Here is a 21,938-nt window from a genome sequence, read left to right as displayed (position 1 = left end):
ACGGCATCGGCGGTATCGTCGGCGCGCTTCTGACCGGCGTGTTCGCGGTGAAGGACATCGGCGGCGCGGACGGCAACGTAATGCTGCAGCTCAAAGGCGTCGCCATGACACTGATCTACAGCGGCGTGGCGAGCTTCATCATCTTGAAGGCGATCGACGTGGTGATGGGCCTGCGCGTAGCCGAGGAGGACGAACGCGAGGGCTTGGACCTGGTGCTGCACGGTGAAGCCGTCGAATAACCAATAGACCAAGCGAGGATCGCTGCAGATCCGCTTCAGAGAGCCCGTGTCTTCCGGCCAGATCAAGCTGGAAGACACTGAACGCAGAATATCGCGTATCCAAATCATTCGGACGGGATTCGCGCAGGGGGCATCACCTTTGCCTGATGGCCTGGCGGCGCCGTAATACGGTTCCGCTGGGTTCCTGCGGCGAGCAAGACTTGGGATACGGCCGCCCAGTCCTACTAAGCCGCTTTGAATCCATGAAAAAGCGCAATTGGCAGCATGGCTTTGTGTCGGTCGTTCTCTCGTGTCAGATCGCTTGTCTAACGATGTTCGCGTTTGCCGAGGATCTCGTTCGGCAAAACAAATGGGTGGGTGCGCTTTTCGGATTCAGCTTTCTGTTCGGCCTAGTTCTCTCGCTCGGCTTCTACGGAATGTGGCGCGAGCGAAGCGACGAATTGAGTCTTTTTCGCTTTCTTCAGGCAAACCCGGTGTTTCTGGCAGTCGCGATCGCGACCGCTGGCCAGACTGCGTCAATACTGCTGTTGAAGCCAGGTTGAGCGGAACCCGACAGATTTCGAGGAGACGCTCGCTCCGCTCGGGGGGCGTGCGTTCGGTCCGCCTGGAAGCAGCGACGCGGCGACCATGCGGCATGCACTGCCGACCGGCCATATCGACTTCCGCTATTTGTTACCTCTCAAGGAAATCACGAAGATGAAAAAAACTTTGCTGGCACTCGCACTTTCCGGAGCATTTGCCGTATCGGCCCATGCGCAAAGCAGCGTGACACTCTACGGCCTCATCGATACTGGGCTCGTCTATACGAACAACCAAACCGGTCATAGCAACTGGCAAATGGGTACCAGCTCGACCCAGAACACCGTCTTCGGTCTCAAGGGCTCGGAGGACTTGGGGGGAGGGCTGCATGCGACTTTCAAGCTCGAACAGGGATTCAACCTGAACAACGGCACGCAGGCTTTCCCAGGTGACGGATTCGGCTCACAGGCGTGGGTCGGGCTGCAGAGCGACCCGTATGGCACCGTGACCTTCGGCCGCCAGTTCGACGTGGTCAACGACCTGCTCGGACCGCTTTCCGCAGAAAGCAATACGTGGGGCGGCAACATCGCCGCGCATCCGTTCGAGAACGACAACCTGGCCGCAGACTCGGTCGTCGTCAACAACTCGGTCAAGTATGTGAGCCCGACCTTCGCCGGCATCACCGGCGAAGCCATGTATTCGTTCAGCAACAAGGCGGGCGGATTCGCGAACAACCGCGTCTACGGTTTCAGCGCATCGTATAGCCAAGGCCCTGTGAATCTGGCGGCCGGATATCTCCAGTTCAACAATCCCGGTGGCGGCGTGACCGGTACCAATCCGAACGGGGCTATCTCGCAAGGAGACGGCAGCGCGAACTTTATCGCGCAGCGCCAGCGTATCTGGGGCGCCGGCGGCAACTATACGCTCGGCGCGGCTACCGTCGGCCTCGTCTGGAGCCATACGCAGATCGACAATCTGGCGAGCGTGATCTCCCTGGGCTCCGGCAGCTACATGCCGCTTGGCGGGACCCTGCGCCTCGACAACTATGAAGTGAACGCGAAATATTCGCTCACTCCGGCGTTGTCCGTATCGGCAGCGTACACGTTCACGGACGGCGCGTACTCGGTTGGCGCGACAAACGCGACCCCGGCGTGGAATACGGTCATGCTCCAGACCGACTACTCGCTGAGCAAGCGCACCGACGTCTACCTCGAGGGCGTCTATCAGAACGTGCATGGCGCGCCTGCGGGCTCCGTGCTCGGCGATGCGATGATCAACACGCTTTCGCCGTCGTCGACGAGCACTCAAGTGGCCGTTACCGTCGGCCTGCGGCACGCGTTCTAAGTGCTCAGTCGCCCTTCCCGCTCCAGGGCACGAAGCGCCGCTGAAGCGCACGCAGTCCGAGCTCGAGCGCGATGGCGATGCCCGCTATCACGAGGATGCCGACGAGCACGACGTCGGTCGCGAGGTATTGCGACGCGGCCTGCACCATGAAGCCGAGGCCGCGCGTCGCGGCGACAAGCTCGGCCGCCACGAGCGTCGACCAGCCGACGCCGAGGCCTATCCGTATCCCGGACAGGATGTCGGGCAGCGCGTGGGGCAGCACGACGTGGCGGATCAGTTGCCGGCCGGTCGCGCCGAGCGCCTGGGCTGCGCGAACCTTCGCCGCGTCGACGTTGCGCACGCCGTTAGCCGTCGAGATTGCAATCGGCGCGAAGATCGCGAGATAGATGAGGAGCACCTTCGCGAACTCTCCTATGCCGAACCAGATCACGATCAACGGCAAGTAGGCGAGCGGCGGAATAGGCCTGTAAAACTCGATTAGCGGATCGAGCACACCGCGCGCGATCCGGCTGCGGCCGATCAGCACGCCGGCCGGGATTCCGGTCGCGGTCGCCGCCGCGAGCGCGACCAGGATCCGCTGCAGGCTCGTCCAAAGGTGCTGCCCGAGCGTCGCGTCCATGTAGCCGCGCGTGCTCACGACCCAGAACTGCTTCAGCACGTCGCCCGGAGACGGCAGGAAGAGAGGAGGGATCCAGCCGCGACCGGTGGACAGCCACCAGAAGAGCAGGAGCGTGGCGACGGTCGCCATGCTGATCGTCGACGACGAGACGGCCATTTTGCGCAAGCGGCGCGAACGTGCGGATGCTTCGCCTGCCCGCGGGGCTTCGGCTTCGGTATCGGCTTCGGTATCGGTGAACGCGCGCGGAGTGTCGATTGAGACGCGGCTCATGCAGCACGCTCGCTCAGGCGCTCGGCAAAGACGCGCGCGAGGATGTGCTCGCGCGTCGCGATGAACGACGGATCGGACTTGATCGAGCGCGCGCTTTCGCCCGCCGCATAGCGCCGCGCGAAATCCAGCGAGCGCCGCTCGAGGATCCGGCCCGGATGGGCAGCCAGCAGGATGAGGTCGGTCGCGAGGAACACGGCCTCCTCGATGTCGTGCGTGATGAGGAGCGCCGGTTTGTGGGTTGTCTGCTGGAGCTTGAGGAGCAATTCCTGCATCTGCTCGCGGGTAAACGCGTCGAGCGCCCCGAACGGCTCGTCGAGCAGCAGCAGGCTCGGCTCGGCGGCAAGCGCGCGCGCGAGGCCGACGCGTTGCTTCTGCCCGCCCGACAGCGACCAGACGGGCCGACGCTCGAGCCCTTCGAGCCCGACACGCGCGAGCCACTCGCCCGCACGCCGCTCGCGTTCCTGCCGCGGCACTCCCGCGAGTTGCATGCCGAAGCCGACATTGCTCAGCACGTCCTGCCACGGCAGCAGCACGTCGTGCTGGAACACGACGCCGCGCTCGGCGCCGGGGCCCTTGACCTTCCGGCCGTCGAGCGTAATCGATCCGCTCGCGGGCTCGGTGAAACCCGCGATGAGGTTGAGCAGCGTCGTCTTGCCGCTGCCCGAGGGTCCGAGGACCACGAGCAGCTTATCGTCGGACAGGCTGAGCGAAATGTCTTGCAGCACGGGCTGCGCGGCGCCGGGGTAGCGCGCAGTGACGCGATCGAGCGTAAGCGATGCCATCGGTGAAGATCTCCGGCGCGAGGTCATTGGCCCGCAGGCAGATAGCTCGCGCTTACATATGGCGCGTAGTCGGCGAGCACGTCGTCGATCTTGTCCTGGTCCTTCAGGAAGCGCGCGGTGCTCGCGAGCGCGCTCGCAGTCGGTGTGCCGAGCGCGCTGCGCTGCTGCGCGAGCGACGGAAAATCGTTGCCTTCGAGGAGGCCCGGGATATCGGATTTCTGCGCGCCCGTGATGCGCGCGATCGCGTCGATGTGGGCGGGATCGGCGAGCCAGGCCTTCGGGTTGCTCTCGTAGTCCGCGTATGCGCGCAGGGTCGTGGCCGCAAACGCCTTCACGATTTCCGGATGCTGCTCGGCGAAGTCTTTGCGCACCACCCAGACGTCGAACGTCGGCGAACCGAAGCGCCCAACTTCGCCTGACGTCACGAGCACCTTCCCGGTCTCCTTCGCGACGCCGAGCGCGGGATCCCATACGTACGCGGCATCGATGTCGCCGCGCCGCCAAGCGGCGCTGATCGCGGGGGGATTCAGGTTCAGGATCTGCACCTTCGACGGATCGATATGCCAGTGCTTGAGCGCAGCGAGCAGCGAATAGTGGCTTGTCGACACGAAAGGCGTGGCGACCTTTTTGCCGATCAGGTCGGCCGGCTTGGCGATGCCTGTGCCGTCGCGCGTGACAAGCGCCTCGCTATTGATCAGTCTCGCTGCGATCAGGAACGTCTCGGTCGGCACCTTTCGGCTCGCCGCGGCCGCGTCGGGGCTCGAGCCGAGGTAGCCGAACTGCACGCTGCCCGAGGCGAGCGCGGCGACTACGGACGCACCGTCGTCGAACTTGCGCCAGTCGATCCGGCTGTGCGTGGCCCTTTCGTAGGTGCCATCGGCCTGGGCGACGACGGCCGGAGAGACCGACGTCTGATAGGCGACGGTGAACTCAGCTGCATGGGCGCCGAGCGTGGCACAGGCGAAGGCGGCGGAAACGATGAGACGACGAATGGTCGGCAAGTAGCGCATGAAAAGACGTCCTTTTTTGAACGAATGGGTTAGCCGCGTTGCGGCGAGGCGCGTGCGCATGAGGTGACTGTGAAGGTCAGGACAGGATAGTGAAGGGAGGCGGCACGACCAACCAACAAATTGGCACAACGTTATTCGCGTCGCACGGGTTGCCGATGAAACGACGCCCGCACATCATTGCGGATCGACTGATTGGGCGGCTCCTGCGTCAGCTATTAAACTCAAGAGCAGACGTTCCCGTTCCTGTCGGCCGCCCACGTCGCGCGGCGGTTGCTGTTGGATGGAGTCGGCATCGAGAGCCGGGCTCGAGTGGATCAGGAGCGGTCGGCTTAGTCATGTTAGGATCGGCTAACTCCTGAGCATCGATACTGGGTCACGTCGCCGATACCGAGGGTAATCAGCATGCCCATCAACTATCTTCGCGGTTTCACGAAACCCGAGCGTACCGACGTCACGAATCGTCGCCTCGGGCGGTCGCTCGCATTCGTTGCCGGGGCGGCCAACGCCGGCGGATTCCTTGCCGTGGGACAGTACACGTCCCACATGTCCGGGATTGCGTCGTCGCTTGCCGATAACCTCGCACTTGGCGATATCAATGAGGTCGTGGCGGGATTGAGTTCCTTGCTGTCGTTCCTTGTCGGAGCAGCCACGTCGGCGATCCTGATCAACTGGGGGCGCCGCAGGCACCTGCATAGCCGATACGCGATACCGTTGATGCTTGAGGCGTCGCTGCTTCTCCTCTTCGGCTTTCTCGGCTCGAATCTGGAAACGCACCGCGTGCTGTTCGTGCCGGCTACCGTCTGTCTTCTCTGCTACGTGATGGGACTGCAGAACGCGATGATCACAAAGGTTTCAAAGGCGGAGATTCGGACGACGCACGTCACCGGTCTTGTGACCGATATTGGCATCGAGCTCGGTAAACTGTTTTATTGGAATATCGGGGAAACGCCCGGCAATTTGGTCCGCGGAGATCGACAGAAACTCGGGCTTCTCGGATCGCTGCTACTCTCGTTCCTGGTAGGCGGACTTGCCGGCGCAGTAGGCTTTCGACACTTGGGGTTCGTGTCGACCGTTCCTCTTGCCATCGTCCTTCTGACTCTCGCCATTGTCCCGATAGTCGACGATATGCTTGCTTATCGCAGTTAGGTGAAACGCCGCGCTGCACCGCTTGATAGGCGGCTGCTTTCGTGTTGCGGATTCAGCCACTCGCCGCAAATAGCGGATTGACGCGTTATCCTTGGGCGCTGTGCCTTGACAGTCCCTTTTGAGCATTCGCTTGTCGCACGCGAAGCCTCATTCCGGAAGCTTCACGAAGAAACCTCCGGAACCGTCATCAATTCATGTGGGACGTCGGCATATCCTGTCAGTGCAAGTGAGGCAGCACCCGCGTATCCTCGATGCGCACAGCGTCGAGTTCGCGTGGGTTGTACCCCAGCAGATGCAGGATCGTTGGAGCAATCTGCTTCGTCTGGACGGGGTCGTCGACAATATTGTTCCGGATACCCGCGCCCCAGATGACGAGCGGAACATGCCGGTCATCCTGGGCATCGCCGCCGTGCTCGGCAATCTTGGACAGAGAGCCGCCTGCGTACACGGATCCGTGCTGCGCGATACCAATGATATCCGGGTAACGGTCATCGAGCTTGGGAACGCCGATGAAGTCGGCAGCTTCTTCCCCGGCATAGATCTTCCTCGTACCGGCCTGGGTGAATGGCTTCGCAAAGGAAGATCCGTCTTCGTGCGAACCGACACCCGTGCCGGAATAGCTGAGGAGGAAGTTGCGCGCGAAGTCGATCGCGTTGTCAGACCGGTCGTTCAACCACATCAGGATGCCGTCGTCGTCGATCGAGTGCGCTATCAGCGGCAAGGTGCCGGGATGTTGACTTGCCCACGCGCTATTCAGTGCGTCGTTCAACGCACCGTCGTTGATGATCGTCAAATCTTCGCGGTTTCTTGGCGACTGCCCATGCTTCGCTGACAGGATGACGACCGTGTTCTGCGGGTCAAAAGCCTTGTCATTGAGCATGGCCGCCAGTTCTTCGTCGACGAAGGTCAGCGAGCTTTGCAACACCGGACCTGGTACGGTGCCGTCATTCGTGTAGCCGCCCAACCCATTGGCAACGATGCTGCTGGGGTCCAACGGATCCTTGTAGTAATTCGACGTGTTGAGTTTCTGGGCGGTCGACACGGCCTGGAAGTTCATGCCGTAAATGGTCGGTATGGCAAACGTGCCATTGCCCGCATGGTCGTGTCCATGGATCCAGTTGAGCACGGCCTGCGCCTTGAATGCATCGTATTTCTGGGTATTCGTGTTGTCCTTTGTCCAGTCAGGACCGGGCTGCGCGGGCGGCGTCGGGTCGGTCGTCGAGCTGTTGATTTCCGGCGCAAACAGGTCATCGATACTCGTCCCAGCCGGCTTTCCCGACGGTCCATTCAGGATCTCATAGGCGATATGCTTGTCGGACCAGGCCGTGCGAAGGTGATAGTTGTGAAGCACGCCGAAAACCGTGTTCACTTTGAGATAGTCGTGCGGATACACTGGATTGCAACTGGGCGATGGCGACACCGGCAGCGATGCGGTATTGATCAGACTTGCCACACCCGCGGGGTCTCCAAACAACTGATAAATCTTCGAGAAGTCGGTATACAAGCCGGGGATATCCTGGCCGCTATCCAGCCGGTTTGGATCCTTGGCGATCACCTCTGCATAAAACACTTCTGCACCGGGCTTGGTGGAAGCACAGGCAGCCATCGAGGTTCCCTGCGGAAGCAGCGACCTGCTATATTCATCGTCATAATAGATGCCCGTCGTTTTAGGATCGCCCCCGGTTACCTGACCCACCATGCCCGGGAAGGAATCCGACGGGAAGGGTGTACGTGCGTTCGTATACTCCACGCCTTGATGGACCAGCTTTGCAATGGTCGAATTCGGATACTTCGCAACAAACCAGTCGAGATCGGCCTGGTGCATACCGTCTACCGATATCAGCAGCACGTGCTTCGCGGGAATGGAATGCGGGTCATTGTCGGCAAATGCTGTTGTTGTGAGACTGCATGCCGACATGAGTACAGCCAATATCAGTTTTGGTTTGCACATACACTCCTCCATTCAGATGAAAGGAAAGAATGACTTTCCTGAAATTATTGGGTAGTGCAGGAGCAGCGTATGTTCCGGTCATTGCAATTCGGTGACACGAGACTGACATGGATATCGACTCGGATTGATAAGGGCGCAGGGATTCTCGACGCCTGAATGCTTGCTGTCCGTACAGGCTCTCTTCAAGACGGAATCGGGATTGAGGGATGCCCTGAAGGGTGAGCAAGTGAACCAGCACCGCCCACTCGCGAGCGGTCAACGGCACGAGCTCGTCGCCACGCAGAACGGTTCGTGCCGCCAGTTCAACGGTCTAGTCGCGATACCGGATCACCTCGACGCTGCAACTGCGGTGCAATGGCATCTACGCAGTCGCCGGGAGATTTACGTCGGCTTGTCCTGGGCCGCTACCCTTATAATCCGGCATGACTCCATCCATCTCCCCAGCAGCAACCTTACGGCCGCCAGCACCGGCTGCTCGATTCATCGGTTCGTTGGTCGCGCATACCTCAGCGGGCCATTCACCATCCACGCGCGTGGAATGCACGTTCCACGAGCTGCGGCCGACGATCGTATGAAAATACCCAAACGACTTGCACCGCTTCTCGAAGAAGGACTTATCGACGAGGTCATCGGCCAGTTGATGAGCGGCAAGGAGGCAACAGTCTACGTCGTGCGCAGCGGCGAATCGACCCGTTGCGCCAAGGTCTACAAGGACGCGAAGCAGCGCAGCTTTCGGCAAGCCGCGTCGTATCGGGACGGTCGCAAGGTCAAGAACAGCCGGCAGGCGCGGGCGATGGAAAAAGGTACGCGTTACGGCCGTCAGATGCAGGAAGCGTCATGGCAGAACGCTGAAGTGGACGCGCTGTTCCGGCTCGCCAACGCAGGTGTGCGCGTGCCGCAACCCTATATTTGTACCGACGGCGTGTTGCTGATGGAATTGGTGATCGACGAGATGGGTGACGTCGCCCGGCGGCTCAATGACGTCGATCTGACCGAAGCCCGCGCCCTCGAACTGCACGCGCTGCTGCTGAACCAGGTTGTGCGCATGCTCTGCGCGGGCGTAATTCACGGGGACCTGTCGGAATACAACATCCTGCTGGCAGCAGACGGGCCGGTGATCATTGATCTGCCACAGGCCGTCGACGCAGCCGGCAACAACGAAGCCGCGTCGATGCTCAAGCGAGACGTCGATAACCTCGCCGCGTACTTCGGACGGTTTGCACCGCAAATACTCACCGCGAATTATGGCACGGAGATCTGGGCGCTCTTCGAAGCAGGGCGGCTGCATGTCGATGCCGAACTGACCGGTCGCATCGAAGTCGACACGCGACCTGTGGACCTCGATGGCGTGCTGCAGGAACTCGAAGAGACACGTCTTGAGGAAGACGCGCGAGTGCGGCGACAGCAGGAACTGAGCGCAGGCCGGTAACCACGCTCGATGTCCTCCGAAGACCGCCCGAAAGTGAAGGTCTTCGAGGATGTCGCCGCTCGGCCAGGTCCGGTCATCGGCCCGCGTATCAGTGTAGACATTCGAGCCTCGCTAACACTCAAATAACGGCCGTCCCTCTCTCGTCGCTAAGCGCGCATTGCCACGTTGCCATGCGCCTTGACAGCCTTGACATATTTGTTCTGGAACTGTTTCGCGCTTCGCGCGAACAGCCCTGGCAGGCGCGAGAGATTTTGCCGATCACTTAAAAAACACGTATCGCGCGAAATACGGAAAGCGCGCCATCGCGTGCTCGGCGGCGCACCTTTTCATTTCTTGAAGGCTGGTACAACTTACGCCGCCTGCACAGCAGCATCGGCTATTGGTGGCGTATATCGCGCATGCCAGGGAGCGGTTTTCCTGAACCGGTGGGTGGCCCAAGCGCGTTCGAGGCCATTGATTGGATCGGCCCCGAGAGCGCGGACATCCGTCCGCTATTTCAGTAGGCTTCGCCGGACCAGCGTCAGGCCTCATCGTTGGTCTTCCAGGGACAAAAAATTCCTTCCTCTTTCATACACTCATCCCTGCAATGAGCAACTACAGTTTAGTTGTTGGGGACAAGCCTGCACGTTGGACCCGCCATCACCTGATTGCTGTCCCAAGGTGTGAACGCCATGAAGAACTTCCTCAGCGCGCTACTGCTCGCCTCTGCGCCGTTCGTCGCGTGGGCCGAAACGCCATTCCTCTATTCACGTAGCGCAATCGTTTACGACGTCGGGCGCGGCGAAGTCCTGCTGGAAAAGAACGCCGACGACGTCCAGCCAATCGCATCGCTCACCAAGCTGATGACGGCGATGGTCGTGCTGGACGGCGCCCAGTCGTTGGGAGACACGGTGACCGTCGAAGATGACGACATCGATCGGCTCAAGCACTCGGGGTCCCGCATCCCGGTCGGTGCGTCACTCGAGCGGGGAGAGATGCTGCGCCTTGCGCTCATGTCGTCCGAGAACCGCGCGGCGTCCGCGCTATCGCGTGCGTTCCCGGGGGGCCAGCCTGCGTTCATCCAGAAGATGAACGAAAAGGCGCTCGCGCTGCATATGGCCAATACGCACTTCGACGATCCAACCGGGCTCTCGCCGGACAATCTCTCGACGGCACGCGACGTCGTGAAGATGGCGGAAGCCGCGGCGCACTATCCGTTGATCAGCGAATACACGACGCTTCCCCGCTATGAAGAGGAGATCGGCACGAGGACGAGGTTCTATCACAACACCGACCCGATAGTCCGCGCAGCCGATTGGGACGTTCTGGTCGCAAAGACCGGCTATATCCGCGAGGCGGGACGCTGCATCGTGGTCGATGCGAACATGCCGAATGGCCAGGTGATGATTGCGCTGCTCGGCTCGCAAACATCGTGGGGGCGCTCCACCGATCTCGTCACGATACGCCGATGGCTGAACGGCGACAAAACGCCGGTCGTCGAGCCGCCCTATTACGCAAGCGCTCGGCTGCATCATCACCATTCGATGCTCGCGCGTTCGCATCGCGTCAAGGTGCGGTTCGCATCGTACCGGACAGGTTCGGCGTCCGGCGCGCACCGGCAGACCGTCAAGCACCATGCCGGCAAGCGGGAACACCACACGCCTGCTGCGGCCTGAGCTACTCCGGGGAGGTGTGCCTGAGGTGAGACAACCGCTGCCGCGAGAAAAGCAGACAAATCACGTTTCATACGCTCGTCGGACAGGAGGAAAATAACGATTGGATGACCGGCCTTGCCATGGCTAAGGCCAGCGTGCCGGCTTTGCGCCGCCGTCCTTGCCGGGCAAGATGAGCCAGTTAGCACCGCGTGGGTATATCTGTGCGCTTCTGCCAGAAACTCCGTGACAGGGTCTCTCTCGCCCACATGCTGAGGTCACCTATCGTACGTCTCGTCGCCTGGTCGGTGCGCCATCCGGGGCGAGTCATTGCGCTTGCGCTCGTGCTTGCTGTCCTGGGTGGCTACTACGTCGCCCACCACTTCAAGATCAATACGGACACCAGCCGCCTCGTCGAAACGGACACGGCGTGGTCCGCCCTCGATCACGCGATGGACGACGCCTTCCCGCAGTTCAGTCAAACGGTGCTGGTCGTGGTCGAGGCGCGTGCCCCTGAGTTCGTGGATGCCGCCGCCACGGCGCTCACCGCCGCGCTCAAGAACCAGCCCAAGGAGTTCGTCGTCGTCACGCAGCCTGCCGACGGACCGTTCTTCGAGCACAATGGCCTGCTGTTCCTGTCCCGCGACGAGGTCCGGTCCACCGCCCGTCAACTGATAAAGGCGCGCCCGCTCATCAACTCGCTAGCAAATGACCCGAGTCTTACCGGCCTCGCGGACGTCCTCACGACGAGCCTGTTGCTGCCGCTGCAGATCGGTCAAATAAAGCTCGGCGATATGAGCCATCTGTTGTCGCAAAGCGCCACCGTGATCGACCGCGTGCTGGCGGGCCAGCCGGCGGCGTTCTCGTGGCGGGCGCTGGTGGACAAAAGCGCCGCCGCCGAGCCGGCGCGGGCGTTCATCACCGTACAGTCGGTCGTCGATTACGGCGCGCTCGAAGCCGGCGCCCGCGCGTCCGCGGCGATCCGCGCGACCGCCGCTTCGCTGGGTCTTGCCGCCCGCTACGGCGCGAGCATCCGCCTCACCGGCGAACAGCCACTCGCCGACGAGGAGTTCGCCTCGGTGAGACACGGCGCAGTGCTCAACGGCGTAGGCACCTTCGTCGTCGTCCTGGGGGTCCTATGGCTCGCGTTTCGCTCGGGGCGCATGGTCGTCGCGGTGTTGGTCACCCTGTTTGTCGGGCTCGCAATCACTGCGGCGGTCGGCCTGATGATGGTTAGCGCGTTCAACATGATTTCGGTCGCTTTCATCGTGCTGTTCGTCGGGCTCGGCCTCGACTTTGGGGTCCAGTTCGGCGTCAACTATCGCGACGAGCGCTATCGTGACGACCGACTTGCGGCAGCGCTGGTTAGCACTGCGCACAACATCGGCGGGCGATTGCGGCTCGCGACGGTCGCCGTCGCCGGGAGTTTCTTTTCTTTCCTGCCAACCGCTTACCGTGGCATGGCGGAGCTTGGAACGATCGCCGGCGTCGGCATGTTCCTCGCGTATCTGGCCACCTTGACGCTGCTGCCTGCCCTGTTGAAGGTCTTCAACCCGCCGGGCGAACCGGCGTCGCCGGGTTTCAGGCAGCTGGCGCCCCTCGATGCTTTTCTAAACCGCAACCGCAAGCCCGTGCTGATCACAACGCTCGTGGTTGTGATCGGCGCGTCGCCGCTGCTCACGCATCTGCACTTCGATTTCAACCCGCTGCACCTGAAGGACCCGCACAGCGAATCGATGGCGACACTACTGTCGCTGAAGGATTCACCCGAAGCCGGGATCAACGACGTGCAGGTACTGGCGCCCTCGCTAACGGACGCACAGCGTATCGCCGCGCATCTGGCTAGCCTGCCGGAAGTCGGCCGCATTACGACGCTGAACACGCTCATCCCCGCCGACCAGCCGCAGAAGCTCCTGCTGATTGCCAACGCCGCGCAACAACTGCTGCCCGCGCTGACCCAGCCTACCGCACCGCCCGTGACCGACGCCGTGCGCGTTGCAGCTTTAAAGCGCGCGGCGAACCAACTGGCGCTCGCCGCCGCGGACCATCCGGGGCCGGGCGCCGCCGAGGCCAACCATCTCTCGGGCGCGCTCACGAAGCTGGCGGCCGCCGAGGCCGGGACGCGCGACCGTGCCGAAACCGCGCTAGCCGGGCCGCTAAGGATTTCCCTTCAGCAACTCACTGCGCTCCTACAACCCGCCGAAATCACGCGGGCCACGCTGCCGCCGGAAATCGCGCGCGACTGGGTCTCGGCCGACGGCCGTGCGCTCGTCGACGTCTCGCCGAAAGTCGCGAAAGGAACCGACCCGAATAACGAAGCGATGCTGCGCCGCTTCGCGCACGCGGTGAAGAGCGCCGAGCCGTTCGCGATCGGCGGCCCAATCTCGATCCTGCATGCAGCGGACATGATCATCATGGCGTTCCTGCAGGCGAGCGGCCTGGCGCTGTTGACGATCACGATCCTGCTGTGGCTGGTGCTAGGCCGTTTCCACGACGTGCTGCGCACGCTGATTCCGCTCCTCGTGTCAGCGGTCGTGACCCTCGAGCTGTGCGTCGTGTTTGGCATGCCGCTCAACTTCGCCAACATCATCGCGCTGCCGCTAATGCTCGGCATCGGCGTCGCTTTTCAGATCTACTACGTAGTGGCGTGGCGTGGTGGCCTGACCGGGCTGCTGCAATCGAGCCTTACGCACGCCGTGTTGTTCAGTGCGGCCACCACCGGCACCGCGTTCGGCAGCCTGTGGCTGTCGCACCATCCAGGTACCTCGAGCATGGGGCGGCTGCTCGCGCTGTCGCTCATCTGCCTGCTAATCGGCATCGTGGTGTTCCAGCCCGTGTTGTTGGGTAAGCCGCGCGCAAAGCGCGCATAAAAGAAATCACAGGGCCTAATCCGCCATCAGATTTTCAGACGCGACACCTTGGTACCCGAGAGGGAGACGTCGCCCATCAGACCGGCATTCGTCAGCACGAACGCTTCGACCGGCGCGGTTCCATCGTGTCTGGGCACATAGGGCAGACAAGGTTCGGCGCTAACGCACGCCAGATACCGGTGGAACCGTCCCTCCCGATGGTCAATTGCCACTGCTCGAGCGCAACGTCCAGACAGTCGCCGAATTCGTGTTGTCGTTGACCGTCGCGAACTGTGACTGGCCACCGCTGCTCAACCCGAATGCGAGGCCGAATGCGGAGCCTGGCGTCGGGTCGACCTGCATCTGCGCGACGAAGTGCCCGTTGGCCGTGAACTCGACGATTTCGCTCGATTGGTTCGGGTCAGGATTGACCGCATCGCCGTTCGATGTCACCAGATCTCCATTCGGCGCAAGCGCCAATGCCAGTGGCCCGTGTAGGTGATCAGTATCCTGATAAATCACCGCTCCTGGACCGTTATCGTGCTTGAGCGCCGCAGCGCCAAAGATTGCGAACACTTTGTTGCCGGCGGTTGATGCGACGTAAAGCACGTCGTGGGCAGCGTCATAGGCCAGTCCCGTGGGGCCGACAACGAGCGCGGCGGGATCGGGCCGGTGCATGTAGCCGGAGGCAATGATGCGCGAGCTCTTCAAGAGCGTTGCGCCGCTCGTGCCAATGCTGATATCGATCCGTGCCACGGTTCCGTTCAGGACGTTCGAGACGAACGCGGTGACTTGCGACCCCTGATCGATGATGACCGTCATGTCCCACGGACCGTCCAGGAGGGTTCGATCTTTCAGTTCGCTGAAAAGTCCGCCCTGCGGATTGATCACTAATAGCGAGCCGGTTGAGGTAATGGCGCCGTTTGTGGTCGGAAGATTGCCGACCAGCACAAAGCCGCTCTTGAGCACCGCGAGTGCGGTGGTGAGACCCAGATTTTGTCCCTGGAAGAAGGTTACTGGCTTGCTGTCGGTCACAAGCTTCACGATGGTCGTTCCCGTGCCTTGCTGGTTCGACGCGGCGTTGAAGTTGGACACCAGGACGTCCCCAGGCTGCAGCGCGCTGCCCGACGGCACGCCGCTGGGCACGAAAGCAATGCCGTACGGATTGAGATCAAGGTTGGTTGGAACCGTCGAAGCGACCGTCGATGTCGGCGGAATGATCGGCTCCCCGCTAGCCATCGAGGATCCCAACGACAGCACGGCGAGACCGATGCCGCACATGGCGGCGCGTAAATGCACGGGCGTGAAGCGGGACGGGCGACGGAGTTTCGGTGGACGTAGGAGCGCGGTGGGTGATTCAAGGGCAGACAACTGCAGCGAAGCTTTCATAGGGCACCTCCTTCCCTTGCGGACCACCCCAGCTGCTGGCGCGGCTGGGCAAAGCTCTGAGAGTCTGCAATTCTTCAACACGAAAAGCCGCTGGACGGTAAACGTGCGAGCGCCTCATTTATTCCGTGCCTGTCAGTGCGGCACCGCAGAACTGTTCAGCAGGGGGGTGTTCCAGAGCAGGCTGCGATTAGGTCTCCGCTGCGCGGCATCTCGAACGGATCGGTGTCCATTTGCTATGCTCAATTAGCTAATTGCATCAGCGATTGATGTGCCCAAGGACCGGTTTGGGTGTGCGCCGTGCAAAGGCGGCGCTTTCCGGCGGGTGCAAGTCCCGCCCGGCATCCGCTTCAGCCGGAAGCATCCGAGCAGCTATGAAGGTAACGAAAGTAACGAAATGCCTGAAGCCTTCGGGTAGCAACGGCGTCGATGTTCGCGACGGGATACGCAACTTGTCGGCACCCCGCACATCCGTCGGTGAATGATCGTTTCCAGGCAAGGCGACAGTCGCTTGACGGGGCCATCTACGGTCGTTCGACCGAAGTCGGGAAGGGACACGTTCCGACGACAAGCTGGGCTTGCAGCGGTGGCGATCCGGTGTTCGTGCGAAGGCGTTCGGAAAGCGTAATTGTCGGAACCATCAGGGGTTGCCGGTTAGCGAGCGCGCGGCCATCGACTTCACGCGCTCCTCGAATCGTTGGCTTCGCGCGATTTTCTCCGACTCAATCAATGCCCGTGCGTGCCGCCGCCAGAGCCGCTTCCCATGAAGTGACCACCCGCGCCGCTCCCCATACGACCGCCTCCGCCACCCGAGGCATGTGCGCCTTCGCCGACCCCGCCGTATCCGCCGGTCCCCATGTGCCCCGCTTGCGCGGGGACGCTTGGGCGCATCACTGCCATGTGCGGCGCTTGAGCGGGGGCACTCGGCGGCATGACTGCCATGTGCGGCGCTTGAACGGGGACGCCCGGCGGCATCACTGCCATGTGCGGCGCTTGAGCGGGGGCACTCGGCGGCATGACTGCCATGTGCGGCGCTTGAACGGGGGCATTCGGCGGCATGACTGCCATGTGCCGCGCTTGAGCGGGAGCGCTCGGAGGCATCACTGCCACGTGCTGCGCTTGAGCGGGAGCGGGAGGCAAGGCTACGTGATGCGACGGCTGAGCGGGCGGGACGCTGGACGGCACGGCTACGATGTGATTCGGATTGTGGCCGAAGCGATCGCGGTCGAAATCGTGGTCGAAAGGGTGGCCGAAGCGATCGTGGTCGAAGTGATGGTGATGGTGGTGGTGGTGGAATTCGTCAAAGAAAACGAATCCCCCACCGAAGAAGACCGGCGGCGCGAAGTACCAAGGCTCGTAATCGTACGCGTAGTCCGGCATGACCCAAGACTGGCCATAGCCGTTCACGAACACCCAGGTGCCGTCAGGCTGCCGGCAGGCCCGCCCGGTGTACGGCTGCATGACGCCGTCTATTTCTGCTTGACCTGACACGTCGCGGCACGTGGAAGTGTCGATCGGCTGCCCTCCATAAGTCTGAGCTGCCACGGGGGCGGTGCAGACCAGACCGGCGAGCAGCGCCGGTCCAAGTCGAAGTACGTTGCACATGATGTCACCTGCCAGTGTTTCTTTGACAGATAAACGTATGGAGCGTTGCTTTTATTCCGCAAGCAGCATATGGGCAGCGTTGTTGTCCACGGGCGGGCGCGGGACATGGTCGGGGGAGACTTGTAAACGTAGAAGTGTCGAAGTGAAAAACTTGACAGACCACCTCAGGGCATGACTCTACCGGTTACGGCCGACCGCATCGGGCGGCAGTCGGGCCAACAAGCGACGTTCGCCATCGCTCAGACTGTGTCACTCAGACGACCGCTTCGCTCCGAAGGCGGTCGCCCGAAGGCACTTGTCGCTCGTCGGTCGTTGCGCCGACCCAAATTCTTTTAGCCTGCAATGACCACAATATCTTGCGCCTGCGGGTTGGCGTATGAGCGTCGTCGATTTGGCTAACCGAGGAGCCGCGATGCCGTCCGGACGATTTCCTCGACGAACACCTTGATCATTGGGTGGTTGCGCTCGCCAAGGCGATAAGCGACGTAGACCTTTCGGCGAACCTCGGGCCTCAGCTTGATCCATGTCACGCCGGCCGGTAGCCTCACCAGCCTGAGTCCGGGGACCATCGACACCGAGCAGCCGGAGGCCACCATTGCTCCTACCATCTCGAATCCACGGCATTTGGCGTTGATCCTGGGCTCGTACCCGGCGCGGCGGCATAAATTGGTGAGGACGTCGCCAAAGCCACTCCACGTCGATTCGATGGCCCAGGTTTCATGCCGGAGGTCGGCTACGCTCACTGACAGCCGTTTGCTCAGCGCATGATCGGCCGCGACTGCGATGTAGAGCGCATCCTCTGCGACCGGTACCACCCCTACGCTCTCTTGACTATCGCCCACCACCATCGAGAGGTCGTCAATCAGAGCGATGTCGGTTCGCCAAGAACGCAAAGCCGTAAGCCCCTCTATCGGATCGAATTCTTCAAGAACGATCTCCAAGCGCGGATAGGCGTGCTGTAACGCCTTGAATGTCTCGGGTAGCACCGCCGACGCGATCGACGGAAACGCCGCGACGCGAAGCTCGCCGGCTATCTCGCGCCGTAGCTCTGCCAATTCCGAGCGAGCCTCGTCCAGCACAACCATGACTCGTTCGGCGTAGCCCACTAGCGCCTGTCCGGCGGGCGTAAGCCTCACCCCGCGGCCAATGCGCTCCGTGAGCTTGACACCGGCCTCCTCCTCCAGTTGTGCGATCTGCTGCGAAACTGCCGACGGTGTCAGGAACAGGGCCTCGGCGGCTGCCGCCATCGTGCCACACCTCGCCAGCTCCAGCAGCGCCCGAAGACGCCCGACTTCCATGATCTTTACCCTCGAAGAGACATGGATATTAAACAAAATTTCTAATGTATTAGATCAATAAAGATAAGTATACGTGAGCATATCCGTTGCCTACGATTGAGTTGCAGATCGGCGCCGGAGAACAACATCAAGACAGAGGCGCAGCGCCGCGGTCGGACGATGGTGTCCCCCACGAGCAACCTCTTGGAGATTGTCATGCTTGCCTTTCTTTTCACCCAGATTAGCCACTGGTTCGAGCGCATCGAACAACACCGTAACGACGAGTACTTGCTGGGCGCGCGGGACCTGGCCGAGCTTGAACGCCGGATGCGCTTGCTGGAAAGAGGCTGACGCTTGATCGCGGGAACTACTGGCCGCGGCCACCGTGATTTCCCTACGACTGGCGCGTGAGCCAGGGAGTTGCTGGATGCACTTCGTCTTTGCCAGTGGAGAAAGCTGGCATTAAAGGAGGCGGAACGTTCGCGAAATGGCAGGTCTCTCACGCCAGGCGTCGTCGCCTGGAGTGGCCATTCGGCTCGACCTAAGACAATCGCTCACCTCCGAAACGGCCGTTGGGAATGCGTGATATGCCTCAGGAGCGGGACTAGGGACGGCCGCGAATTCACGCATGACGGTTGGACAATCGAAAGCTGCCATTCATCGCGTGTAGCATTCAGACGCAAACCGCGCCGGTCAATTGACGCGAAATACCTGCAGGCCGGCTTCGACGGCTTGAGGTCCCTTTGTATGCACGACATATAGCCGGTGCAGCGAAGGGATGTAAGCAGAGGTCTTGCCGCCTAGGGTGTCGATATGCTGTTCGATCCGATAGTGGTCAGGGTCTGTTTGCTGCACGACGTCCAATCCGCCTGCGCCCGTGACATAGAGCCGATGATGATTTGCGTCGAAGTGCATGTCGTCGGATACGTCAACGATATTAAGCGACTGGACAATAGATCCGGTATCGGAGTCGAGCACATAAAGCTTCCCAGGTGCCCTCGAACCAATGAACAGGCGCTTGTGCTCGCTGTCGAATGCCATCGCAGAGTTACGGCTTGGGCCGGGAACGGTCCAGACGCCAACTAACTTGCGCGCTTTGAGATCGATCACGCCGACTTGGTTTTTGTCTCGAAGATTTACAAAGAGGCGGCCCGAGGCATGATCAATGACCATTCCCTTCAACTGAGCGCCGGGCACGTGGACTCTTCCGAGAACCGCACCATCCGAAAGCGAGAGCAGAGTGATATAGGCGTCGTCCTGATGGGACTGCACGCCTCCGTTTCCCACATAAAATATTCCGTTCTTCCTGTCAGCGACCCCGGAGTCGGGTTGGGGTTCAAGGGAGATCGTCTTCCCCACCTGGAAATTCGACGTATCGACGATCTTGACATTTGCATCGCCTGCATCCGCGATGAACATCGTTTTGCCGTCGTCCGTCAGGAGGATTTTGTGCGGCGACTTTGCCACGGCTCTCTTGCTTGACAAATGCTCGCCGTCCGGCAGGCTGAACACCTCGATTGACCCGTACCCCTCTGCCGAAACGTACAACCGACGATGGGGCAAATCGACAGCGAAATGATCAAAGTCTCCGCCCGTGACCGCCGGTAGCGGTATCGTTTTCAACCAGGTCAATGGCGTCGGGCTCGCCGTCGCCATCAATGGGAAAATGGTCAGCCAGGCGGAAAACAGACGGAGGAGAGTCGGGGGTACATTCATGACGTTTTGATCATCCGTGCGACGAGCGACCTTGTTTGACGACTCCGCATTGTGCGCCGCGCTGGTTAACGGCCCGCCGTCGCAATGATTACAGATCTGTCATGCGACAGGTGCATGAGCTCGAACGTCCCGAGGTCGGTCATTCGCGAGATGCTGATTCTGTGGCAGTCATTCCGGCGGCGGCTTTAGCCAATTAACGGCCATATGATTTCCGAGTCGACGCTGCATTTATGGGATGGTGGTGGAGAAGGCGCTGCGTTGCATTTCCGGAGCCGAGCAGGATGCGGGCGCTGATCGTAATATTGCGTCCGGCCTTGCCACTGAGCTTTCCTAATCGTCGTAACCACCGGAAGCGCCGTGCTAAGTGCTGACTCCCGTTCAGCGCAGCCGGCTAAAGCAAGCGCGCAATTCGGCGACGAAGAGGTCCGGCTGCTCGAAGGCGGCGAAATGCCCACCTTTCGCAACTTCATTCCAATAGAAGAGCTTTGAATAGGTACGCTCGCCCCAAATTCTGGGTGGCCGGGAGATCTCGCCGGGAAAAATGGATGCGCCGACGGGGATATCCAGTAGCTGCCGCGAAAAGTCCGTCGTGAAGCTTTCAAAGTAAAGGCGCGCGGAGGAGGCTCCTGTATTAGCAAACCAATAAAGCGCGATGTTATCGAGCATCTCGTCGCGCGTTAGCTCTCGTTCCGGCTCCTTGTTGGTGTCGGTCCATTCGGCAAATTTCTCATATATCCACGCAGCTTGACCGGCCGGCGAATCCGAAAGACTGTACCCAATCGTCTGCGGCCTTGTGGACTGAAGCTTCGAATATCCCATTCCGTTATTGGCGAACGCTGTGCCTCTAGCGAGAGCAACCTTTTCTTCGGCGGTCGGTTCTCCTTCGACCGGTGGCGGGAACAGAATGGGAAGGTTCAGGTGGATAGCCTTCAGTCCCTCTACATGCTGTTTAGCCATCCACGTAGTGACGCCTGCACCCCAGTCTCCGCCTTGTGCAACCCAGCTTGTATAGCCCAATCGCTTCATTAGCACGGCCCAAGCTTTCGCAATATGAGGCAAGCCCCACCCGCGCTCAGTCGGCTTGTCAGAAAATCCAAATCCTGGCAGCGATGGGACGACGACATGGAAAGCATCATCGGGTGTGCCGCCGTGTGCTGTGGGATCCGTTAGCGGTTCGATCACTTTGAGGAACTCTATAACGGAGCCTGGCCACCCATGGGTAAGGATAATCGGCAACGCGTTCTGATGTTTCGACCGCACATGGAGGAAATGTATGCCGAGACCGTCGATCTGGGTCCGGTATTGGGGAACGCTATTCAGCCGCCGTTCGATGCGGCGCATATCGTAGCCGGATCGCCAATACTCCACGAGCGCTTTCATCTTCGCCAGCGGCACGCCTTCGGACCAGTCGCCGACAGTCTCCTTCTCAGGAAAGCGCGTTGCTGCAAGTCGGACCTTAAGGTCTTGGACGGCGGCGGTTGGAATGGCGACCTGGAACGGCGTTACGGCTTCCGAGGTGGGCGGAAGCGCAATATCCGTCGCTTTCGCCTCTGCTTCTCGTACAGCGGCAGCGGCCACACCGGTTCCAAGGCTCAGCGTGCCAAGCCACGCGGCAGCACGAAGCACAGTGCGGCGCGTTGAGTCCATGCCAGGTGACGTCGAAGCGCCGGACGAAGACCAGCTGCTTGCCATTCGCGTGTTCGCCCGCGTAGTCGAAGCGGGCGCATTCACCCGTGCCGCCGACTCGCTCGACATGCCGCTCGCCACAGTGAGCAAACTAGTGCGTTCGCTGGAGCAGCATCTCGGCGTCAAGCTGCTCCAGCGGACGACGCGACGCGTCACCATCACGTCCGAGGGGGCCGCGTACTACGAGCGCAGCTCGCGCGTGCTGAAAGAGCTCGAGGACATCGACTCGAGTTTCGCCAGCGCACATCAGCGTCCGCGCGGACGGCTGCGCATCGACATCGGCTCGGCGAGCGCAAGCTGCGTGTTAATCCCCGCCCTGCCCGACTTCATTGCGCGATATCCCGACATACGTGTCGATCTCGGCGTGAGCGACCGGCGGGCCGATCTCATTGGCGAGAACGTGGATTGTGTCGTCCGCGGCGGCAATGCCGACGAGCTCTCGCTAATCGCGCGTCCGCTTGGCCGTGCATCCTGGGTGA

At 61.2% G+C, this 21,938-nt stretch carries 17 protein-coding genes and 2 pseudogenes; 9 read left to right on the top strand and 10 right to left on the bottom strand.

What is annotated here, in order from left to right; genetic code table 11:
* The 3 genes and pseudogenes from J3489_RS35645 to J3489_RS35635 form a co-directional block, all read left to right on the top strand.
* Positions 1–239 (top strand): annotated as a pseudogene (locus J3489_RS35645) (ammonium transporter); the annotation flags it as partial.
* Between the two features lie 200 nt (positions 240–439).
* Positions 440–781, top strand: a complete 342-nt coding sequence (locus tag J3489_RS35640) for a hypothetical protein (RefSeq protein WP_242540567.1) — start codon at positions 440–442, stop codon at positions 779–781.
* A 154-nt stretch (positions 782–935) separates the two neighbouring features.
* On the top strand, positions 936–2,102 hold the full coding sequence (locus tag J3489_RS35635) for a porin (protein WP_207005510.1): 1,167 nt from the start codon (positions 936–938) through the stop codon (positions 2,100–2,102).
* A 4-nt stretch (positions 2,103–2,106) separates the two neighbouring features.
* Here the strand turns inward: J3489_RS35635 and tauC are convergent, their stop codons facing one another.
* The 3 genes from tauC to tauA are packed head-to-tail and all read right to left on the bottom strand — an operon-like array spanning position 2,107 to position 4,783.
* Positions 2,107–2,991, bottom strand: a complete 885-nt coding sequence (gene tauC, locus J3489_RS35630; RefSeq protein WP_207005509.1) for a taurine ABC transporter permease TauC — start codon at positions 2,989–2,991, stop codon at positions 2,107–2,109.
* Positions 2,988–3,773 carry a taurine ABC transporter ATP-binding subunit gene (tauB, locus tag J3489_RS35625; protein ID WP_207005508.1) on the bottom strand — a complete coding sequence of 262 codons (786 nt, stop codon included), beginning with the start codon at positions 3,771–3,773 and terminating at the stop codon, positions 2,988–2,990. Before tauB ends, tauC begins: the two co-directional genes overlap by 4 nt.
* A 23-nt stretch (positions 3,774–3,796) precedes the next feature.
* Complete coding sequence (tauA, locus tag J3489_RS35620; protein WP_207005507.1) at positions 3,797–4,783, bottom strand: taurine ABC transporter substrate-binding protein; 987 nt, start codon at positions 4,781–4,783, stop codon at positions 3,797–3,799.
* Positions 4,784–5,185: 402 nt separating this feature from the next.
* Here tauA and J3489_RS35615 point away from each other — a divergent pair, with 402 nt between their 5' ends.
* Positions 5,186–5,929, top strand: a complete 744-nt coding sequence (locus tag J3489_RS35615) for a YoaK family protein (RefSeq protein WP_207005506.1) — start codon at positions 5,186–5,188, stop codon at positions 5,927–5,929.
* Between the two features lie 217 nt (positions 5,930–6,146).
* On the opposite strand, the gene J3489_RS35610 is transcribed toward J3489_RS35615, so the two are convergent.
* On the bottom strand, positions 6,147–7,880 hold the full coding sequence (locus J3489_RS35610; RefSeq protein WP_207005505.1) for an alkaline phosphatase family protein: 1,734 nt from the start codon (positions 7,878–7,880) through the stop codon (positions 6,147–6,149).
* Positions 7,881–8,451: 571 nt separating this feature from the next.
* On the opposite strand from J3489_RS35610, the gene J3489_RS35605 reads away from it, so the two are divergent.
* The 3 genes from J3489_RS35605 (at position 8,452) to hpnN (ending at position 13,810) form a co-directional block, all read left to right on the top strand.
* Positions 8,452–9,309, top strand: a complete 858-nt coding sequence (locus J3489_RS35605; protein WP_207005512.1) for a PA4780 family RIO1-like protein kinase — start codon at positions 8,452–8,454, stop codon at positions 9,307–9,309.
* Between the two features lie 671 nt (positions 9,310–9,980).
* Positions 9,981–10,964, top strand: coding sequence for a D-alanyl-D-alanine carboxypeptidase family protein (locus tag J3489_RS35600; protein ID WP_207005504.1), 984 nt, complete (start codon positions 9,981–9,983; stop codon positions 10,962–10,964).
* Positions 10,965–11,209: 245 nt separating this feature from the next.
* A complete protein-coding gene (hpnN, locus tag J3489_RS35595) occupies positions 11,210–13,810 on the top strand; it encodes a hopanoid transporter HpnN (RefSeq protein WP_207005503.1) in 2,601 nt (866 codons plus the stop codon).
* Between the two features lie 26 nt (positions 13,811–13,836).
* On the opposite strand, the pseudogene J3489_RS39110 reads toward hpnN, so the two are convergent.
* The 4 genes and pseudogenes from J3489_RS39110 to J3489_RS35580 all read right to left on the bottom strand — a co-directional run.
* Positions 13,837–13,929 (bottom strand): annotated as a pseudogene (locus J3489_RS39110) (BPSL1445 family SYLF domain-containing lipoprotein); the annotation flags it as partial.
* An 82-nt stretch (positions 13,930–14,011) separates the two neighbouring features.
* Complete coding sequence (locus tag J3489_RS35590) at positions 14,012–15,178, bottom strand: NHL repeat-containing protein (RefSeq protein ID WP_207005502.1); 1,167 nt, start codon at positions 15,176–15,178, stop codon at positions 14,012–14,014.
* A 723-nt stretch (positions 15,179–15,901) separates the two neighbouring features.
* On the bottom strand, positions 15,902–16,780 hold the full coding sequence (locus tag J3489_RS35585; protein ID WP_207005501.1) for a hypothetical protein: 879 nt from the start codon (positions 16,778–16,780) through the stop codon (positions 15,902–15,904).
* A gap of 395 nt (positions 16,781–17,175) precedes the next feature.
* Positions 17,176–18,078, bottom strand: a complete 903-nt coding sequence (locus J3489_RS35580) for a LysR family transcriptional regulator (protein ID WP_207005500.1) — start codon at positions 18,076–18,078, stop codon at positions 17,176–17,178.
* A 195-nt stretch (positions 18,079–18,273) separates the two neighbouring features.
* Here J3489_RS35580 and J3489_RS35575 point away from each other — a divergent pair, with 195 nt between their 5' ends.
* Complete coding sequence (locus tag J3489_RS35575; RefSeq protein ID WP_207005499.1) at positions 18,274–18,408, top strand: DUF3563 family protein; 135 nt, start codon at positions 18,274–18,276, stop codon at positions 18,406–18,408.
* A gap of 342 nt (positions 18,409–18,750) precedes the next feature.
* On the opposite strand, the gene J3489_RS35570 is transcribed toward J3489_RS35575, so the two are convergent.
* A complete protein-coding gene (locus J3489_RS35570) occupies positions 18,751–19,773 on the bottom strand; it encodes a YncE family protein (protein ID WP_207005498.1) in 1,023 nt (340 codons plus the stop codon).
* Positions 19,774–20,151: 378 nt separating this feature from the next.
* A complete protein-coding gene (locus tag J3489_RS35565) occupies positions 20,152–21,420 on the bottom strand; it encodes an epoxide hydrolase family protein (protein ID WP_242540566.1) in 1,269 nt (422 codons plus the stop codon).
* On the opposite strand from J3489_RS35565, the gene J3489_RS35560 reads away from it, so the two are divergent.
* Positions 21,419–21,938: LysR family transcriptional regulator (locus J3489_RS35560; RefSeq protein WP_207005496.1), on the top strand; the 520-nt coding region annotated here is incomplete at its 3' end. The two genes, J3489_RS35565 and J3489_RS35560, sit on opposite strands and share 2 nt — an antisense overlap.

Origin of the sequence: Trinickia mobilis (assembly GCF_017315705.1) — a bacterium.
Taxonomy (GTDB): Bacteria; Pseudomonadota; Gammaproteobacteria; order Burkholderiales; family Burkholderiaceae; genus Trinickia_A; species Trinickia_A mobilis.
The sequence above is the reverse complement of the archived record's forward strand: the minus strand, read 5'-3'. Positions and strand labels throughout refer to the sequence as shown.

Coding starts and splice junctions, on each gene's coding strand:
- hpnN (WP_207005503.1), top strand. CDS start 11,210: ATGCTGAGGTCACCTATCGTACGTCTCGTCGCCTGGTCGGTGCGCCAT.
- tauB (WP_207005508.1), bottom strand. CDS start 3,773: ATGGCATCGCTTACGCTCGATCGCGTCACTGCGCGCTACCCCGGCGCC.
- J3489_RS35605 (WP_207005512.1), top strand. CDS start 8,452: ATGAAAATACCCAAACGACTTGCACCGCTTCTCGAAGAAGGACTTATC.
- J3489_RS35565 (WP_242540566.1), bottom strand. CDS start 21,420: ATGGACTCAACGCGCCGCACTGTGCTTCGTGCTGCCGCGTGGCTTGGC.
- J3489_RS35580 (WP_207005500.1), bottom strand. CDS start 18,078: ATGGAAGTCGGGCGTCTTCGGGCGCTGCTGGAGCTGGCGAGGTGTGGC.
- tauC (WP_207005509.1), bottom strand. CDS start 2,991: ATGAGCCGCGTCTCAATCGACACTCCGCGCGCGTTCACCGATACCGAA.
- J3489_RS35600 (WP_207005504.1), top strand. CDS start 9,981: ATGAAGAACTTCCTCAGCGCGCTACTGCTCGCCTCTGCGCCGTTCGTC.
- J3489_RS35570 (WP_207005498.1), bottom strand. CDS start 19,773: ATGAATGTACCCCCGACTCTCCTCCGTCTGTTTTCCGCCTGGCTGACC.
- J3489_RS35585 (WP_207005501.1), bottom strand. CDS start 16,780: ATGTGCAACGTACTTCGACTTGGACCGGCGCTGCTCGCCGGTCTGGTC.
- J3489_RS35590 (WP_207005502.1), bottom strand. CDS start 15,178: ATGAAAGCTTCGCTGCAGTTGTCTGCCCTTGAATCACCCACCGCGCTC.
- J3489_RS35635 (WP_207005510.1), top strand. CDS start 936: ATGAAAAAAACTTTGCTGGCACTCGCACTTTCCGGAGCATTTGCCGTA.
- J3489_RS35615 (WP_207005506.1), top strand. CDS start 5,186: ATGCCCATCAACTATCTTCGCGGTTTCACGAAACCCGAGCGTACCGAC.
- J3489_RS35575 (WP_207005499.1), top strand. CDS start 18,274: ATGCTTGCCTTTCTTTTCACCCAGATTAGCCACTGGTTCGAGCGCATC.
- J3489_RS35610 (WP_207005505.1), bottom strand. CDS start 7,880: ATGTGCAAACCAAAACTGATATTGGCTGTACTCATGTCGGCATGCAGT.
- tauA (WP_207005507.1), bottom strand. CDS start 4,783: ATGCGCTACTTGCCGACCATTCGTCGTCTCATCGTTTCCGCCGCCTTC.